An 18,108-nucleotide genomic window follows, 5' to 3' on the forward strand; every position below is an offset into this window, starting at 1 on the left:
ATTGGCAGCCACTCTCGCAAAGGAAACTGCCATGATAATGCCTGTATTGAGTCATTTTTCTCCCATTTTAAATCGGAAATGTTGTATTTGAATCATTTTAAAACAGAAGCAGATTTAATACAAGCAATTGAAGAGTATATTTATTTTTATAACTATAAACGGTTCCAAAAACGACTCAACCACCGAGCTCCGATAGAATATCGAATCTCGATGGCTGCTTAGTCTTTTTAATATTGTCTACTTGACAGGGATAAGACCACGTAAAGCCGTCAGCCTCTTTCTTTATTATATATTACGCCTTATGACACTCTGGACAAACGCCATAAATTTCTAAGCGATGACTATTAATAACGAAGCCTGTCGTTTTCGCAGCTTCCTCTTCAAGCTGTTCCAAACCTCCATAAGGAAAATCAACAATCTTACCACATTTTTCGCAAATCACATGATAATGTTGACTTGTAACATAATCAAATCTACTTGAAGCGTCTCCATAAGTTAATTCCTTTACAAGTCCAACCTCTTTAAATACACGTAAGTTATTATAAACAGTTGCAACACTCATATTTGGAAACTTACCTTCTAATGCTTTATAAATGTCATCCGCTGTTGGGTGCGTCATAGATTCCACAAGGTACTCTAAAATAGCATGACGCTGTGGAGTAATGCGTACACCCGTATTTTTCAGCATTTCTAGCGCTTCTTTTAATTCTTCTTTGACCACCGTCATGCACCCCGATTCTATACGGATTATTATTTTATAATTCTTATAAAGAGTGTACTCCTTTTCTTATAAATCGTCAATATTTCTACTATAAGTATGTGGTTTATTTTTGTATATAGGCTTATTCTTATGTATCTTTCCCTATTTTTTATACATTTACATAGAAAAAAGTGCGACATAATCGCACTTGGAATACTATCATCTGAGGAGGTATGCCCTACACTTCACTTTATGTAAGACGATAAAATATGTATAGACACTCGCCTTACTTCTATATATTTTACCTCCCCAATGGATTTACTTTATATAAGAAAGAACATCTTCAATATGTCCCTTCACTTTCACTTTACGCCACTCTTTTACAAGCTCACCGTCTTTATTAATAAGGAATGTAGAACGCTCGATTCCCATGTACTCTTTTCCAAAGTTCTTTTTCAATTTCCAAACATCGTACAATTCCGCTACCTTATGATCCTCATCTACTAAAAGTACAAATGGAAGTTCATGCTTCTCAATGAATTTCAGATGTCTGTTCGCTGAATCGGGACTTACACCAAGAATAACTGTATCTTTCTCTTGAAATACTCCATATGCATCTCGAAAATCACATGCTTCAGTTGTACACCCTGGAGTCATATCTTTCGGATAAAAATATAGAACTACGTTTTTACCACGAAAATCAGCTAAGCGAACTTGTTCCCCGTTACTTCCCTCTAATGTAAATTCTGGAGCCATTTCTCCTACTGTGATCATTGTTATCACTCCTATTCTTTTCTTTTACTATATCAAATGCGATCTTATTTTTCATTGTCTATTACAGACCTCATTACAAAAGCAAACGGTAGTGTATATCCAATTAGCGCTTCTGCAATCGCAATCCATCTCCCTATTCCAATCGGAGCTATATCACCGTACCCAACGGACAATAAAGTAACTGCGCTAAAATATAAGCAAATTTCTACAAGTTGAAAAGATTGAGCATGCAAGCTTTCTCCATCTTCTTTTAAAACTGCAAAGCCCATTTCTTCTAATACAACATAACTTAACCCAAACGCAATCAATACCGTTGTATAAATTAAAAATAAGGAGGCTAAATTATAAAGCGAAAAGAAACGCCTAGAATCTGAATATGAACTCCATAACAATTGGACACTTCTCAAAATAGCAATTGCTGCAACTAATAGAATAAATCCCCATAACATGTCCTCCACCTCATTTTATATGTATGAGACAGCCATTGGATTTATCCCTTAGAAACAAACAAGCTTCTATAATTAATTCCCAGCACCCCGGTACCTTTTTACCCCTTGATTCCAAAGAGTTATTGCAATCGTAAAACAGATAATACCAACGAATGGTGTTGCAAACGCATAGCTATTCCACTCTGTTTTTCTTAAAAAGTATGCTGCTGGATATACCCCCACAAATGCAAACGGTAAAACAAACGTTAAAATAAAGCGAATAACACGGTTATAAATATCAACAGGATAGCGTCCATAATTCCCTATGTTATACATAAGCGGCATAATCGAACTTTTCGCATCCGACCAAAACCCAAGGCTTGCAAGCGTAACAAATATCCCGCCATACACAAGCGCCCCTCCCCCTACCATTAGTAGGAATAAGAAGAAATCATACCAGTAAAAAGATAACTGTAATTCTACTGCTGCATATCCCATTACAATAATTCCTGTAATCGCTCCAATTAAAGATTCAAGTTCCATTCTTTCTAATATAATTTGAAACAAACTATGAATCGGTCTCGTTAATATACGGTCCATTTCTCCTTTAATAATGTAACGATCATTAAAGTCCCATATGTTAAAGAAAGCTGAGAAAATGGCAAACGGTACTAAAAAGAAACCATAAATAAAGATAACTTCTTCTCTACTCCAGCCTTTTAATGCTTGCGTATGTCCAAACACAACGAGAATAAAGATTAAATTAACAGCCTGCAGTGATAAATCAGAAAGTAATCCAACGATAAAATCGCCCCGATACTCCAATTTTGTTTTTATATATTGGCTTGCATATTGCAAAAATAGGTTTATATATATCATCTCATCATCCCCCTTGTACAATTAGACGTTTTCTCGCCGTTCTCCACATGAGTACAATTGGAATAATAAGTACAATTGCCCAAATTACTTGGAATAATAATGCCTCATACAATTTACTTCCTTGTATACCTTCTGAAAAAATCATACTCGGAATATAACTAATGGCCTGAAACGGTAAAAATACCATTGCTTTTTGAGCCCATAACGGATAAAAACTAATCGGTAATAATAAACCAGAAAATAAATCGATAACAACACGTTTCGCATACATAATTCCACTATTATTAAATAAGAAGAATGTGAGCATTCCGGTCATTAAATTTATTTGTGTATTAATGATAAAACTAAATATTAAAGATAAGAAGAAAAATAACCACGTTTGAAAATCCGTTGTAATTTGCAATGAAAATAATAAGGTAACGATAACCATACCTGGAATTGAAAAGAATGCAAAACGAAATATCCCTTCACCGAGACCTTGCATCACTTTCATCCCTAAATAGTTATATGGACGAATCAGTTCTACCGCTACACGTCCTTCTTGAATTTCCATCGCAATTTCTCTATCTATATTATTGAAATAAAAAGCACGTGCCATCCATGCGATCGCAATATACGTAGTCATTTGCGAAATAGATAAACTTTCAATATTCTCTTTTCCACTATAAATTGCTTGCCATAAAAAATAATACGCACCGATATTAATTGTATAAATTAAAATCCCGCTGTAATAATTTGTACGATAAGCAAGCATCATTAAAAAGCGAATACGGATCATTTCAATATACTTACCCATGCTTAATACCTTCTTCATAAATGTTACGAATAATTTCCTCTGTAGACACTTCGTTAATTTTTAAATCTTTAATTTGAAAAGCTTGTACTACTTTAGAAATAAGCATTGAAATAATAATTTCTTCATTCGGGATTTTAGCAACCCACGCATTTTCCTCTTTCGCTTTTGACCAAACGACATGACTATCTGGCATAACCATTGATAAAGCCTGATAGGAAACTGGTGCAATAAATTGAAAATGTATTTCCTTCTCTGCTCCCCACTGCGCACGAAGATTATTTAAAGAACCGTCATACATAATGTTTCCTTCATCAAGCATGATGACACGTTCACATAAAGCTTCAATATCAGTAATATCATGTGTTGTTAATAAAATTGTTGTTTTATAACGTTCATTCATCTCTTTTAAAAATTCTCGTATTTTCAGTTTCACAAGAACATCAAGTCCAATTGTTGGCTCATCTAAAAATAATAATGGCGGATTATGAATTAACGCTGCTGCCAATTCACAACGCATTCTTTGACCAAGAGATAATTTCCGCACCGGTTTATCCAATAAAGGACCGATATCTAACGTTTCAATTACGTGCTCCATATGTTCCTTATACTGAGCATCCGATACACCATACACTTTTTTGAGTAAACGAAACGATTCTTGTACCGCAATGTCCCACCATAACTGCGAGCGTTGACCAAACACAACACCAATTGTTCTTACAAAGTCTTCTCTTTGTTTATGTGGATTCATTCCATTTACTGTAATCTGCCCTGATGTCGGAGTCAAAATCCCCGTAAGCATTTTAATTGTTGTTGATTTACCAGCACCATTTTCACCGATATAACCAACCATTTCACCTTGTTTTACAGTAAAAGACACATCATTTACTGCTGGTACTATTTTATAATTACGATTTAATAAATCGCGAAATGCACCCTTTAAACCCGGACGACTTGAATAGGCTGTAAACTCTTTACGTAACCCTTGTACCTCAATTACCGATTTCATAATCGGACCCCCTTCCTAAATGTCACAACGAATAGTTTACCCAACTGCCTTCTCTATCACAAACAATACGTCTTTTCGAAAAACATGTTAGAATAATACATAGATTTTTGTAAGGAGATGAATGGTAGTGAAATTCACAAAATCAGAAGCATTACATAAAGAAGCATTAGAACATATCGTTGGCGGTGTTAATAGTCCTTCCCGTTCTTTTAAAGCAGTTGGCGGCGGCGCTCCTGTTGCAATGGAACGCGGGAAAGGCGCTTATTTCTGGGATGTAGACGGAAATAAATATATCGATTATTTAGCTGCATACGGTCCTATTATTACTGGACATGCTCACCCGCATATAACAAAAGCGATTACAACAGCCGCTGAAAATGGTGTACTGTACGGAACACCAACAGCACTAGAAGTAAAATTCGCAAAAATGTTAAAAGAAGCAATGCCTGCATTAGATAAAGTCCGCTTCGTGAACTCTGGTACAGAATCAGTAATGACAACTATTCGTGTTGCTCGCGCTTACACTGGTCGCACAAAAATTATGAAATTTGCTGGTTGTTACCACGGCCATTCTGATTTAGTACTTGTAGCAGCTGGATCTGGTCCTTCTACTCTCGGAACTCCTGACTCAGCTGGCGTACCACAAAGTATCGCTCAAGAAGTTATTACTGTTCCTTTTAATAATGTAGAAACTTTAAAAGAGGCATTAGATAAATGGGGTCACGAAGTAGCAGCGATTCTTGTAGAACCGATTGTTGGAAATTTCGGTATTGTAGAGCCAAAACCAGGATTCCTTGAAAAAGTAAACGAACTTGTTCACGAAGCTGGCGCATTAGTAATTTATGATGAAGTTATTACTGCTTTCCGCTTTATGTACGGTGGTGCTCAAGACTTACTTGGTGTAACACCAGATTTAACAGCACTTGGTAAAGTTATCGGCGGCGGCCTTCCAATTGGCGCTTACGGTGGTAAGAAAGAAATTATGGAACAAGTTGCTCCGCTCGGCCCTGCATACCAAGCTGGTACAATGGCAGGAAACCCTGCTTCTATGGCATCAGGTATTGCATGCCTTGAAGTACTTCAACAAGAAGGTCTTTATGAGAAATTAGATGAACTTGGCGCAATGCTTGAAAAAGGAATTTTAGAGCAAGCGGCAAAACATAACATCGATATTACAGTAAACCGTCTAAAAGGTGCATTAACTGTATACTTCACGACAAATACAATTGAAGATTACGATGCAGCCAAAAATACAGATGGGGAAATGTTCGGTAGATTCTTCAAGCTAATGCTTCAAGAAGGTATTAATTTAGCACCTTCTAAGTACGAAGCATGGTTCTTAACGACAGAACATACAAAAGAAGATATCGAATATACAATTGAAGCTGTTGGAAGAGCATTTGCTGTTTTAGCAGACAATAAATAATACTGTTATTACAAGGAAAAAAGAAAGCTCACCTTTCTTTTTTCCTTTTTTCTATTTCATAAATCCCGCATTAATAGTATAATTATTCATAATTATCTGTTTTATATTCTTTTAGATCGTTATTATCTCTGTGTACAAGGTGATTTACACCTTAAATAGTAAGATTATTCATTCTTTTACAAGAGGGGGGATTGACGGATGCTCAATAAAAAAAATACATGGACACCGTCTTTATTTCGAGATTATAGAAATGCAGAACATGATGCGTGTGGAATCGTTTCTGTTATGGAAAAACGAAGAATTCCTACCAAAGAAAACATCGACCTTTGTATACAATCACTAGTCAAAATGAATCATAGAGCTGGTTTTATTAATGGCGAAGGGGATGGTATCGGAATTCATATCGACATACCAAAAGCACTTTGGAATGAAAAACTGAAAAGTAGCGGATATAATCCAACGATTGTGGATCATCCCCACTTTATCGTTGGACATTTTTTTCTAAACAAAAAAGAAAATATTGTTGATTTAAAAAATTACATTCGCACGCAATTAAACAACGAAAGCTTTACTATTGTTTTCGAAAGTGATGATGTAATAAATTCCGATGCACTCGGCCCACTTGGTAAACAGGAAGAACCTTTATTTTGGCAAGTTGCCCTTATCGCTGAAAATGGAGTTAAAAATATTGAGCAAACATTATTTGCTGTAACGATAAAAATAGAGGAAAACGAAGCGATTCACGTTGCTTCATTAAGTCGTGATCACGTTGTATATAAAGTTCTAGGTGCTGGAGATACACTTGTTGCCTATTACAACGATTTACAACACCCACTTATCGCTTCAACTATGACACTAGGACATAATCGCTATTCTACTAATACATTATCTAATTTTTTTCGTGTACAACCATTTAGCATTCTCGGACATAATGGTGAAATTAATACAATTGCCAAATTACGTGATCAAGCCGAAATGATTCATGTACCACTTACTGTCGGGGGAAGTGACTCCCAAGATTTAAACCGCACCTTAGAAACCCTTCTCGTTCAGTACAACTACAGCTTATTTGAAGCAATGGATATATTATTTCCACCAATTATTAATGAAATAAAACTTTACGAAACAAACTTACAAAACTTATACACTTATATACGTGAGGCTTGGGGGCATTTCGCCCAAGGTCCAGCTGGCATCATTTCACGTTATAAAGATGAAGCTGTTTTCAGTGTCGATTCTCTTGGATTGCGCCCAGTTTGGAAAGTAGAGACAGAGAGCTCCTATATTTTCTCTTCTGAACCTGGAGTTGTATCACCAACTGAGTATGTAGCAGGGCCGAAACCACTCGCGCCTGGAGAAAAAGTTGGACTAAAATGGAATGAACAAGATGAGCTTATTCTCTATGAATACGACAGTTATCAAATTGAAGTATATAACCGTTTTAAGAAACGAATCGATATTACCAATTATCATGTAAACTTATCTATCCCTGAAACGAAAGAAACAAAAGGGTTATGTGATTCTGTTCAAGTTGAAACGAAGCAATACGTTGCTTTCGGCTGGGATCGAGAACATATTCAACTCCTTGAACAGATGGCAACAAAAGGTGTCGAACCAATTCGTTCACTTGGGCATGACTCACCACTTGCCGCACTTGATACAGATAGACGAAATATTGCCGATTTCATTAAGGAAAGTGTAGCCGTTGTGACAAATCCAGCCATCGATCGTGATCGAGAAGTTGAACACTTCTCCACACGTACTGTACTCGGAGAACGTCCAAGTTTATTAGATAACTCTAAACAACCATTTGTAATCGAGATGCTTTCTCCAATTATTTTAGAAGGAAATTTAGCTCAGCCTATCGCGGCAGACTTACAGACGATTACGTACGAACAACTTATACAGCTATTCACCACTTATAGCTCTGTCTCTACAATTTCTGTTACATTTAGTCCATCAGAAAATTTACAAAGCGCGTTAAATCGAATTAGTTCCGAAGCGATAGCATCCGTTAAAAATGGGGCTTCCCTACTATTATTAGATGACGCTAACTCTCATCAAAATGAACTATTATGGATTGATCCACATTTAGTTACCGCTAAAGTACATCAAGCATTAACTGAAAATAACTTACGCCGGAAATGCTCTCTCATTATACGTTCCGGTGCCCTTCGCTCCTTACACGATATCGTCACACTATATGGATTGGGGGCAGACGGTATTAATCCATATTTATTATTCGCAACTGTAAATGATGGAACAAAAGCACCAATTACTAATTTGTATACCGCACTTAATAAAGGCCTAGAGAAAGTAATTTCAACGATTGGAATTCATGAATTACGCGGTTACGGTCGCCTCTTCTCCTCTATTGGATTACATGAGGAAATCGCAAATACATTACAAATTACAAATTTCTTCGGTTCAAATGATTTAGCTTTTTCACTTGAAGCAATTGCTGAAGATGCAAAAATTCGTGCCATTGATTATAACAATCCACAAGTTAGAATGAGAAAATCATTTCATATATTCCCGCGGATTTGGAAAGCAATTGGTGATGTTGCCAAAGGAAACTCTTATGATGATTACCGCGAAAAGTTAAGTGAATTAGAAGAAAATAACTCTATCGCAATCAGGCACCTTATTCAAACAAAACAAACAAAACATGTAATTCCGACTGAAGAAGTGTCCATCGGCATACACAATCATGATTTACCATTTATTATTAGTTCCATGTCATTCGGTTCTCAAAATGAAATAGCCTTCCGTGCATATGCAGAAGCTGCTGATCAGCTAAACATGATTAGTTTGAACGGTGAAGGTGGCGAAATTAAAGATATGATTGGCAAATACCCAAATACACGCGGACAACAAGTTGCATCTGGTCGATTTGGAGTAAACGCTGAACTACTAAATTCATCAAATTTAATTGAAATAAAAATTGGTCAAGGAGCAAAGCCTGGTGAAGGTGGACATTTGCCTGGTTCAAAAGTAACTGCCAAAATCGCTGAAGCACGTAATGCTACAATTGGTTCGGATTTAATTTCACCTTCTAACAACCATGATATTTATTCAATTGAAGACTTAGCCCAAATGATTACAGAAATTAAAACGGCTAATCAACTTGCAAAAGTAGCTGTAAAAGTCCCTGTCGTTCCTAATATTGGAACAATTGCTGTCGGTATTGCAAAAGCTGGTGCTGATTTTATTAACATTAGCGGGTTTGATGGTGGAACAGGTGCTGCACGTATTCATGCATTGCAACATGTAGGTCTTCCTGTAGAAATCGGTGTTAAAGCGGCACATAACGCTCTATTAGAAGCACATATGAGACATAAAGTAGAGATTTGGGCAGACGGTGGTATCCGAAGCGTAAATGATGCCTTAAAAATCATGCTCCTTGGAGCAAACCGGATTGGATTTGGTACATTATCAATGATTGCCATCGGCTGTACAACTTGCCGTGGTTGTCATCTCGATACGTGCCACGTCGGAATTGCAACACAAATTGAATCTGAAGCTCAAGCAAAAGAACATGGACTGCGCCGTTTCGTTCCACGTGAATTAGAAAGCGCAGTTGCCGGGTTATTAAACCTATTCACTACTTTCGGTACAGAACTAAAGCGTTTAACAGGGCAGCTCGGTTACACAAACTTACAAGATATTGTCGGACGATCAGATTTATTAGAACAAATTCGAGGCAAGAACTTATTAGACTTACGAAACTTAATACAAACGATAGAAGATTCATCCGTGAAAATAACGGAATCTGTACAAGAAAAACAATTTGAATCAACTAATTCTCTCCAGTCAAAAGAATTAGTAAGCGTCGGCGTAGAGCAACGTGTAATGGGCGGTCTAGAATCCTGTTATCGTGTTCGTAGTAAATTATATGAAAACACTCATCTTGAACCACTTACATTAAAGTATACAAACGGTTCTGTTCCTGGAAACGGATTAGGCGCGTACAATAGCGAGAACTTATTTATACACGTAAACGGCGGTGCGCAAGACGGCATTGGGAAAACTTCATTTGGTGGTGGCATTTATATAACGAAAGCAAAAGGAAAAGATGGAACATATTATAACGGTTCTGTCGGAAAAGGATTTGGATACGGCGCTCAAAAAGGTGCATTATACGTGCAAGGTAACGCTGATGCTCGTGCTGGCATTCGCCTTTCTGGGGCAGACATGATAATTGGAGGTCGAATTACAAAACCACTCCGTGAAAAAGAACAAGGGAATATAGGCGTATATTCCAATATAAAAGGGTTTGCTTTTGAATATATGACAAATGGTCGTGCTCTTGTTTTAGGAGATCCTGGCCCATGGATTTGTGCCGGCATGACTGGTGGTGTTGTTTATTTACGTCATGAGCCACACTTAGGTTTAACAGAGCAAGCCTTAAAACAAAGAATCGCTAAAGGTGCAAATGTAACATTGCAGCCAATTAGCAAAAATGGTTTGCAAGATGTAAATGAATTATTATTAGACTACATTCGTGTATTAAATGAGCATGAACAATATGAAGAAGTCGCTTTATTAACACCATTATTAGATAATATCCAGCTTCACTTCTATGAAATTATCCCGAAAAAAGAACAGGCGGACCCATCTATCTCAACTGAATGATAAAGTGAAATTTTAATCAGTGGAGGGCCATCTCCCACTGATTATTAGCCTTCACCAATCGGGCATTAATGCGGGATATGTACAATATTTATTTTCATAAAAAAATTGACGAAGCAAGCATCGCATAGTAATCTATAATAACAATTTGAAACCTGCTGAATTTCAGCAGGTTTTTTTATTAAAGAATAGATGTTTAAAGAGAATTTGGAGAAATTATAAATTGATTGTAATTTATTTATTAAACTTTTTAACATCACTAAAATATCACTTGCTAACATATTGTAATGAATGTATAGTATCATGTTGTACATTCATTATGACAAGAGAAAGGATATCAATAAGGGTATGAAACTTGGTGCTCGCATTTTAAAAACGGGTATTGCCATTACATTAGCTTTATTTGCTTGTATTTTACTTCACTTACCGAGTCCGGTATTTGCGGGAATCTCAGCTATCTTCGCTGTTCAGCCGTCTGTATACCGTTCGTATTTAACGGCACTTGAACAAATTCAAGCAAACGTAATTGGTGCGGTATTCGCTATCGTATTTGCTACTGCTTTTGGACATAATCCTTTTATTATTGGATTAACATGTATATTAGTAATTGCTCTTACATTACAATTACGATTAGAAAACACAATATCAATCGCTCTAGTTACAGTTATCGCCATTATGGAGTATCAAGGCGAAGATTTCTTTAATTTTGCCTTACTTCGCTTTGCGACGATTATGATCGGAATTATTGCGGCTTCACTTGTAAATTTAGTATTTATGCCGCCAAAATACGAAACAAAGCTTTATCACCGTATCGTTGATAATACAGAAGAAATTGTGAAATGGATTCGAATGAACAGCAGGCAAGCTTCTGACTTTACAACGTTAAAAACTGATATTGATCGTATGAAAGAAAAAATGATCAAACTAAACCATTATTATTTGCTGTATAAAGAAGAAAGAAGCTACACGAAAAAGGTACAGTTCGCAAAAATTCGTAAGCTCGTTTTATTCAGACAAATGTTAGCGACAACAAGCCGCGCTTTAAGCACGTTAAAGTCATTACATCGCACTGAAAATGAACTGCGCTATATGCCAGAAGAGTTTCAGGAATCTATTCAAAACGAACTTGATTCATTAACGCATTATCACGAACAAGTTTTATTAAAATTTATTGGTAAAGCAAAGAAACAACAATCCGTTGAGATGCTTGATGAAGTTGAAACAGGTAAACAAGAATTGATTGATATCTTTATGGATTATCAAAATAAGGACGATGAGGAAGCATATAAAATATGGTTACACCTCTTCCCTCTTATTTCTTCAATTATTAACTACAGTGAGGAAGTAGAGCATTTAGATTTACTTGTGGATAGCTTCTACACATACCATAAACCAGAGAGTGAACTCCAAATCGAAGATAAAAAAGAAGACGAATAAAAAACAGCTCCTTTTATGCTAAAGGAGCTGTTTCTGTTATATGCTGAAGTTGATATAGATTGTAATAAAATCCCCTCTTTTTCATTAGCTCTTCATGAGAACCCTTTTCTTTTATTTCACCATCTTCAACATAAATAATTGTATCAACATGCGTAATCGTCGCTAATCGGTGTGCAATGATAATTGTTGTCCGATCTGCCGCTAACGCTTGCAGTGCCTCTTGAATATATCGTTCATTTTCTAAATCTAAAGCGGAAGTTGCTTCATCTAATATAAGTAAAGATGGATTCTTTAGAAAAACCCGCGCGATTGCTACACGTTGTCTTTGCCCACCCGATAATTTCACACCACGTTCCCCAACGACAGTATCATAGCCCTCTGGCAACTCTGTAATAAAATTATGAATTTGTGCAGCTTTGGCAGCTGAAATCACTTCCGCCTCTGTAGCTTTCGGATTACCATATAAAATATTAGCCCCGATTGTATCGCTAAATAATAAATTATCTTGTAGCACAATTCCAATATGACTACGTAAATTTCTCATATTATACTTTCTTACATCTATCCCGTCTATATAAACTGCACCTTCAGAAACATCATAAAAACGTGGAATTAAACTAGCAAGAGATGACTTTCCTCCTCCACTTGCCCCTACAAGCGCAACCTTCTCTCCTGGTCGCATAATTAATGACAGATTATGCAATATTTCTTTTTCATCCGCATTATAACGAAAAGAAACATTATCAAATATAACTTCTCCATCTAACCTTTTCGTTTGCACCGCATTTGGTACATTAACAATATCGTATTTTTCATCTAACAGTTCAAACACTCGATCCATCGAGGCGAAAGATTGCGTTAATGTTGTAGATGAATTAACGAGGCGACGAAGCGGACTATATAAACTATCCATATATCCAACAAAGGCCACCATAGTCCCCAATGTTAATGACCCTTGAATTACCTCATACGCCGCAAAACCAATAACGAGTAACGGCCCTAAATCCGTTAACGTATTCACTGCCGAAAACGTTCTCGCCGTCCAACTTGTATGCGCTAGTGCTTTCGTTAAAAATTCATTATTTCTCTTTTCAAACTGGCCCCTTTCATACTCTTCTAATGCAAAGCTACGTGTCACTTGCATCCCTTGAATACGTTCATGTAAATATCCTTGCATCGTTGCTAACGCTTGTGAACGTTCTTTCGTCAATTTTCGGAGACGTCCGAAAAAATATTTCACTGCAACAACATAAATAGGTAAAATCAATAAAGCAACAAACGTTAACTTTATATTCATAGAAAACATAACAATAATAGCAATCGCAATTGTTGCAGTATCTAACCAAACATTCATTAAACCGGTAATTACAAAATCCTTCGTTTGCTCTACATCATGGATTACACGTGAAATAAGCTCTCCTGTTTTTGTGTTCGAATAATAACGCAAGCTCAATTTTTGCAAGTGACCAAAAATATGTTTCCGCAAATCATATAGTATTGTATTGGCGATACGTTGCGCGAAATATTGACGATAATATTCAATCGGTGGCCTTAATACTGCAAAAATAAAAAAAGCTATCCCAATCGCCGTTATTAATTGGGACGTTTTATCTTGAAGTGAACCCCCACCTTGAATTACATCGTCGATAATATACTTTAATAACCACGGCATAATAAGCGGGATACCGAACTTAACTAGACCGATAACAATTGTAATAGCAATAAGCCATCGATATGGTTTAACAAATTGTAAATATCTTTTTATACCTTGCACATAATCCCCCCTCTAATAGGACAAACCTGCCGGGAAATCCCCTGCAGGTTTGTTTTAATTTCTGTACATTAAATATCTTTCGTACCACATATCTACGAAATCCGGTGCAAATGGACCTTTTCTTTGATGAATCCACTGTGTTAAATGCGCTACATTTCGTTTTAAAATTGTATCAATAACAGGTGGATACTGCATGATTTGACTATGCTTTTCATACTCATCTTCATCTAAAAGTGTATATGTCATATCCGGATACACTTTTATGTCTAAGTCGTAATCAATATACTTTAATGCTTCAGAGTCATATGCAAAAGGAGAGCTTAAATTACAATAATAATATACTCCTTCTTCTCTCAGCATTCCAATCACATTAAACCAATAATTAGCATGGAAGTAACAAATCGCAGGTTCGCGAGTAATCCATGTTCGACCATCTGATTCCGTAACTACTGTACGATCATTTGCTCCGATCACAAGGCTCTGCGTCCCTTTTAAAATTGTTGTCTCTTCCCACATTCTATGAATGGAGCCATTATGTTTATAACTATGTATTTGTACCTTTTCTCCTTCTTTGGGAAATCCCATATATGCTCCCTTCTTTCAACCGCAAATGCTTTTCTTAAGTTGTCTTAACTACCCCTTGAACTGCATTCACTTTTTTTCTATTATAACTTTTTTGTCAAAATTTTAAAACTAAAGCGATAGGACACTTGTTTTCATGAGGAATATAATGAAGTTTATATTATTGAATACCACATCACTAACCCTTTTAACGAAGGAACATTCCCTATGAATTAGCAATACGTATTTTAGAAGATCCAACGAAGATATAACAAAAAGAAAAGCCCCCTCACCTCTGTTTAAGAAAGGACTTTTCACCTAAAATCAACAACATATCTCACCCTTAATTTGAAATTGTTTTTTCGGTTTCAAAAGATTGAATCACATTATTCGTTTGCTGTTCAAATTTTTCATGTAAAAGTTTTAATGCTATTTCTGTTCTATATATTTCTTGACGGATAAAATGCAATTCTTTTTTATCGCACGTATCCCTTTCACTCATTTCAATTTGCTGATACTTCTCTAAATGCGATTGTAACTTTAAAAGCTCATCCATCGTTTCCAACTGCTCTCCTACCAACTTATCAAAATCGTTCATCACTTACCCCCTTTTAAATTCATTCGCCAGTTATAATTCCTATTACATATTTCTAATCGCGCACTTCTTTCTCCTTTGACTACATTTGTTGACTTATTAGAAGTTATGTCGTTCCCTTTATTTTCATTACAATGACCCGCACACATAGAAAACACTTCTCTCGAACGGAGAAGTGTTTTTCCATCATTACTGATTTGAGCTAGAAGATTGTGATTGTTTTGCAGCTGATTGTGCATTTTGTTTTTTCACTGCATGCACATCTGTTTCAGTTGCAAACTCTGTACCATAACTAGCATTTGCACTCTGAGCAGCAGAAGCTTGTGCTTTCTGTGCCTCTGATTGTGCGTTCGCTTGTTTTACTGCTTGTACATTCGTTTCAGTCGCAAACTCTGTACCATAGCTAGCATTTGTACTTTGAATGCTAGCACCAGAAGTTTCCTTATTATAACCTTGTTGTTTTTTACTCATCTTTCTCACCTCCACAATCAATAATGTAACCAATTCAATTAGAAGTTATCCTTAATTTTCTTTAAAAAAATTCACGCATATATCTCTTATCACTCATTCAAACTACATATGATGGAGGTGGGAATATGTATACTGGACGTGATATGACTGAGCTAACTATGATTTCCAAAAATGAATGGAACAAAGATGAATTGGCTCATTTTCATCATTCATTTCAGCAAATTATGCCTTATCTAAATGTAGAAGGACAAACGATTTATAAAGAAATTGTGAAAGAAATCGAGTCACGTGGCGGATTATAAAAGCATGGATTTTTAGCCTCGAAATACAAATTTCCCCCAATAAAAAAAACGTGTTCCAAAGTTCTAGAACACGTTTTTTTCATTTATTGCATTGTAATTTTCTTCACACAATTTTCGTAAATTGTACGATGCGATTTCGAGAAAGGTAACTGTTCAAATGCTTCTTCCGATACAATTTTCAATGTATCTGTTTCCACAATATCACCGGTTACTTTTCCGTAAAATATAAATATATCCCAAGTACGATGTGTAAAAGTATGCTGTACATTCATGGCGTATTCATCCATGGAAACCGTGAGCTCAAATTTTTCTTTCATATAATCTGTAAGCTGCTCCTTCTGATTTCGGATCCCTTCGCCAAGTTCAACATTTGGAAATTCCCACATATTAGCCAACAACCCGGTATCCGGACGCTTATTAATTACGTAACGACCATCTTCAGTTTGAAGTACTCCTGCAACAAGCGGTACCATTGTAGGTGCTTTCGCTTTACTCTTTACTGGTAATTCTTTTTGAACACCCTCAGCGTATCCTCGGCAATGTTCACGTACAGGGCAAAGTAAACAAGATGGATTTTTCGGTATACAAATTAATGCTCCTAATTCCATCAAACCTTGATTAAAATAGGATGGATTTTTAGCTGAAATAATTTCACGCACAATCTCTTCAAACACTTTTCTCGTTTTTGGTTTTGCAATATCATCCCACACTGATAAAATACGAGATAATACGCGCATAACATTTCCATCAACCGCCGGCTCGGGTATACCGTATGCAATGCTTAAAATGGCACCTTTTGTATATGGTCCCACTCCTTTTAGTTTTTCGATTTTCTTTACATCGCTCGGTACTTCCCCGCCGTATACTTCTTTTACTTCCTTTACTGCTGCATGTAAATTTCGCGCTCTAGAATAATAACCTAAGCCTTCCCATGCTTTTAATACGTCTTCATCATCGGCATTTGCTAACGCTTCAAGCGTAGGAAACTTCCCCATAAAATTTGCGTAATATGGTTTTACAGCTTCCACCCTTGTTTGCTGTAACATAATTTCCGAAACCCAAACACGGTATGGATCTTTATTTTTTCGCCACGGTAAATCACGTTGTTCTTTTTCAAACCAACCAATTAAATCATTTTGAAATTGCTCTATGTTAAACTTATTTAATATTTCAAGTGTCAAACTTGATCCCCCTCATTTTTTTGCATATACGTACTATTATAAAGATTTTAGGAAAAAATTTAAGTAAGATGACATAGGAAATAGAAGGCAAAGGACTTGAGGTATCGAATAAAAAGAGTTACATTAATAAAAAACGGAGGTGGATTTCTATGGACACAGCCACTCACCTTGTTATGGGCGTTACTCTAGGCAGTTTGGCAACATTAGATCCAACCATAGCTCAAAGTGATGTTGGGCCACAAGCAGTGATGCTTGCAACAATTGCTGGTTCCAATATTCCTGATATCGATACAGTTTTAAAATTACGTAATAACGCTAAATATATAAGAAATCATCGCGGGATTACTCATTCCATTCCTGCAGTAATTCTTTGGTCATTCCTTATAAGTGGCATCTCGTTCGCCTTCTTTTCAGACGCTCCATATCTGCATCTACTACTTTGGTCATTTATTGCCGTCTTTCTTCATGTCTTTGTGGATATTTTCAATGCCTATGGTACACAGGCATTAAGGCCCTTCACCAAAAAATGGGTAGCACTTGGCATAATTAATACGTTCGATACTGCCATTTTCTTTATCCATATACTTGCGATTGCTTGTATGCTTGTCGGATCACATAAAGGATATACTGCTTTAGCAGCGTATATATTAATGTTTGTTTACTACATCGGCCGCGTTATGATGCATCGAAATATTAAAAGTGTAGTATACAAACGTTTCAAAAATGTAGAGAAAGTAATTATTTCTCCTTCTTACAAATTTTATCATTATCATTTAGCCGTCGTTACAACGGAACATTACTACGTCGCAAGATGGCACCGCGGTAACATCCTTGTATACGATAAATTTGATCGCGTACCGTTCCCGAATACTGCCATTATGCAGGCTGCTGTGCGAGATGAAAATATATCTGCTTTCTTATCTTTTTCACCTGTATATCGCTGGGATATTTTCGATTATGATAACTATTATGAAGTTCGATTCATTGATTTGCGGTATCGAAGCAAAGATTATTATCCATTCGTCGCAATCGTTCAACTCGATCAAAATTTAAATATTATTAGTTCATATACTGGATGGATTTTCAGCGAAGAAAAACTTCGAAAGAAATTAGAATTGCTTCCACATTAAAAAAAGCGACTTAAGT

The 18,108-nt window shown here is 36.3% G+C and carries 17 protein-coding genes; 6 read left to right on the forward strand and 11 right to left on the reverse strand.

From position 1 onward, the window contains the following. Positions 1-222: IS3 family transposase (locus JDS80_RS12845; RefSeq protein ID WP_199638737.1), on the forward strand; the 222-nt coding region annotated here is incomplete at its 5' end. A 70-nt stretch (positions 223-292) separates the two neighbouring features. On the opposite strand, the gene perR is transcribed toward JDS80_RS12845, so the two are convergent. The 6 genes from perR to JDS80_RS12875 form a co-directional block, all read right to left on the reverse strand. Continuing rightward, complete coding sequence (perR, locus tag JDS80_RS12850) at positions 293-721, reverse strand: peroxide-responsive transcriptional repressor PerR (protein WP_000237831.1); 429 nt, start codon at positions 719-721, stop codon at positions 293-295. A 297-nt stretch (positions 722-1,018) separates the two neighbouring features. Continuing rightward, a complete protein-coding gene (gene bcp, locus JDS80_RS12855; RefSeq protein ID WP_002017422.1) occupies positions 1,019-1,474 on the reverse strand; it encodes a thioredoxin-dependent thiol peroxidase in 456 nt (151 codons plus the stop codon). Between the two features lie 44 nt (positions 1,475-1,518). Then, entirely contained in the window at positions 1,519-1,923 is a 405-nt protein-coding gene (locus tag JDS80_RS12860) for a potassium channel family protein (protein ID WP_071770979.1), read from the reverse strand. A gap of 72 nt (positions 1,924-1,995) precedes the next feature. Next, positions 1,996-2,781, reverse strand: coding sequence for an ABC transporter permease (locus tag JDS80_RS12865; protein WP_071745402.1), 786 nt, complete (start codon positions 2,779-2,781; stop codon positions 1,996-1,998). A gap of 4 nt (positions 2,782-2,785) precedes the next feature. After that, on the reverse strand, positions 2,786-3,577 hold the full coding sequence (locus tag JDS80_RS12870; protein ID WP_071745401.1) for an ABC transporter permease: 792 nt from the start codon (positions 3,575-3,577) through the stop codon (positions 2,786-2,788). Continuing rightward, positions 3,570-4,583 (reverse strand): ABC transporter ATP-binding protein, encoded by a 1,014-nt coding sequence (locus JDS80_RS12875; RefSeq protein WP_071745400.1) that lies wholly within the window; start codon positions 4,581-4,583, stop codon positions 3,570-3,572. Before JDS80_RS12875 ends, JDS80_RS12870 begins: the two co-directional genes overlap by 8 nt. 121 nt (positions 4,584-4,704) lie before the next feature. Here JDS80_RS12875 and hemL point away from each other — a divergent pair, with 121 nt between their 5' ends. The 3 genes from hemL (at position 4,705) to JDS80_RS12890 (ending at position 12,078) form a co-directional block, all read left to right on the forward strand. Beyond that, positions 4,705-6,009, forward strand: coding sequence for a glutamate-1-semialdehyde-2,1-aminomutase (gene hemL / locus JDS80_RS12880; RefSeq protein ID WP_199638738.1), 1,305 nt, complete (start codon positions 4,705-4,707; stop codon positions 6,007-6,009). Positions 6,010-6,207: 198 nt separating this feature from the next. Further along, positions 6,208-10,644: a glutamate synthase-related protein gene (locus JDS80_RS12885; protein WP_199638740.1), complete on the forward strand. Its 4,437-nt coding sequence runs from the start codon at positions 6,208-6,210 to the stop codon at positions 10,642-10,644. Positions 10,645-10,989: 345 nt separating this feature from the next. Next, positions 10,990-12,078, forward strand: coding sequence for an aromatic acid exporter family protein (locus JDS80_RS12890; protein ID WP_199638742.1), 1,089 nt, complete (start codon positions 10,990-10,992; stop codon positions 12,076-12,078). 13 nt (positions 12,079-12,091) lie between these two features. Here JDS80_RS12890 and JDS80_RS12895 read toward each other — a convergent pair whose 3' ends face one another. From JDS80_RS12895 to JDS80_RS12910, 4 genes are all read right to left on the reverse strand, one after another. After that, positions 12,092-13,852 carry an ABC transporter transmembrane domain-containing protein gene (locus JDS80_RS12895; RefSeq protein WP_199638744.1) on the reverse strand — a complete coding sequence of 587 codons (1,761 nt, stop codon included), beginning with the start codon at positions 13,850-13,852 and terminating at the stop codon, positions 12,092-12,094. Positions 13,853-13,906: 54 nt separating this feature from the next. Next, complete coding sequence (gene ntdP, locus JDS80_RS12900; protein WP_000506627.1) at positions 13,907-14,437, reverse strand: nucleoside tri-diphosphate phosphatase; 531 nt, start codon at positions 14,435-14,437, stop codon at positions 13,907-13,909. Positions 14,438-14,756: 319 nt separating this feature from the next. Then, positions 14,757-15,011 carry a YgaB family protein gene (locus tag JDS80_RS12905; RefSeq protein WP_071745395.1) on the reverse strand — a complete coding sequence of 85 codons (255 nt, stop codon included), beginning with the start codon at positions 15,009-15,011 and terminating at the stop codon, positions 14,757-14,759. Positions 15,012-15,197: 186 nt separating this feature from the next. Then, positions 15,198-15,479, reverse strand: coding sequence for a gamma-type small acid-soluble spore protein (locus JDS80_RS12910; RefSeq protein WP_199638746.1), 282 nt, complete (start codon positions 15,477-15,479; stop codon positions 15,198-15,200). Between the two features lie 125 nt (positions 15,480-15,604). Between JDS80_RS12910 and JDS80_RS12915 the strand changes: the two genes are divergently transcribed. Next, entirely contained in the window at positions 15,605-15,781 is a 177-nt protein-coding gene (locus JDS80_RS12915) for a hypothetical protein (protein WP_002094743.1), read from the forward strand. A gap of 83 nt (positions 15,782-15,864) precedes the next feature. On the opposite strand, the gene mutY is transcribed toward JDS80_RS12915, so the two are convergent. Continuing rightward, complete coding sequence (gene mutY, locus JDS80_RS12920) at positions 15,865-16,962, reverse strand: A/G-specific adenine glycosylase (protein ID WP_199638748.1); 1,098 nt, start codon at positions 16,960-16,962, stop codon at positions 15,865-15,867. A 149-nt stretch (positions 16,963-17,111) separates the two neighbouring features. Here mutY and JDS80_RS12925 point away from each other — a divergent pair, with 149 nt between their 5' ends. Then, positions 17,112-18,092 (forward strand): metal-dependent hydrolase, encoded by a 981-nt coding sequence (locus tag JDS80_RS12925; RefSeq protein ID WP_071745393.1) that lies wholly within the window; start codon positions 17,112-17,114, stop codon positions 18,090-18,092. Positions 18,093-18,108 lie beyond the last annotated feature (16 nt).

The organism is Bacillus cereus group sp. N8 (assembly GCF_016483685.1).
Taxonomy (GTDB): domain Bacteria; phylum Bacillota; class Bacilli; order Bacillales; family Bacillaceae_G; genus Bacillus_A; species Bacillus_A proteolyticus.

What these genes read in the sequence shown, in the direction of transcription:
- JDS80_RS12865 (WP_071745402.1), bottom strand. Translation starts at nt 2,781, where the DNA reads ATGATATATATAAACCTATTTTTGCAATATGCAAGCCAATATATAAAA.
- ntdP (WP_000506627.1), bottom strand. Translation starts at nt 14,437, where the DNA reads ATGGGATTTCCCAAAGAAGGAGAAAAGGTACAAATACATAGTTATAAA.
- JDS80_RS12875 (WP_071745400.1), bottom strand. Translation starts at nt 4,583, where the DNA reads ATGAAATCGGTAATTGAGGTACAAGGGTTACGTAAAGAGTTTACAGCC.
- JDS80_RS12890 (WP_199638742.1), top strand. Translation starts at nt 10,990, where the DNA reads ATGAAACTTGGTGCTCGCATTTTAAAAACGGGTATTGCCATTACATTA.
- JDS80_RS12905 (WP_071745395.1), bottom strand. Translation starts at nt 15,011, where the DNA reads ATGAACGATTTTGATAAGTTGGTAGGAGAGCAGTTGGAAACGATGGAT.
- hemL (WP_199638738.1), top strand. Translation starts at nt 4,705, where the DNA reads ATGGTAGTGAAATTCACAAAATCAGAAGCATTACATAAAGAAGCATTA.
- JDS80_RS12910 (WP_199638746.1), bottom strand. Translation starts at nt 15,479, where the DNA reads ATGAGTAAAAAACAACAAGGTTATAATAAGGAAACTTCTGGTGCTAGC.
- JDS80_RS12860 (WP_071770979.1), bottom strand. Translation starts at nt 1,923, where the DNA reads ATGTTATGGGGATTTATTCTATTAGTTGCAGCAATTGCTATTTTGAGA.
- JDS80_RS12915 (WP_002094743.1), top strand. Translation starts at nt 15,605, where the DNA reads ATGTATACTGGACGTGATATGACTGAGCTAACTATGATTTCCAAAAAT.
- JDS80_RS12925 (WP_071745393.1), top strand. Translation starts at nt 17,112, where the DNA reads ATGGACACAGCCACTCACCTTGTTATGGGCGTTACTCTAGGCAGTTTG.
- JDS80_RS12885 (WP_199638740.1), top strand. Translation starts at nt 6,208, where the DNA reads ATGCTCAATAAAAAAAATACATGGACACCGTCTTTATTTCGAGATTAT.
- bcp (WP_002017422.1), bottom strand. Translation starts at nt 1,474, where the DNA reads ATGATCACAGTAGGAGAAATGGCTCCAGAATTTACATTAGAGGGAAGT.
- JDS80_RS12870 (WP_071745401.1), bottom strand. Translation starts at nt 3,577, where the DNA reads ATGGGTAAGTATATTGAAATGATCCGTATTCGCTTTTTAATGATGCTT.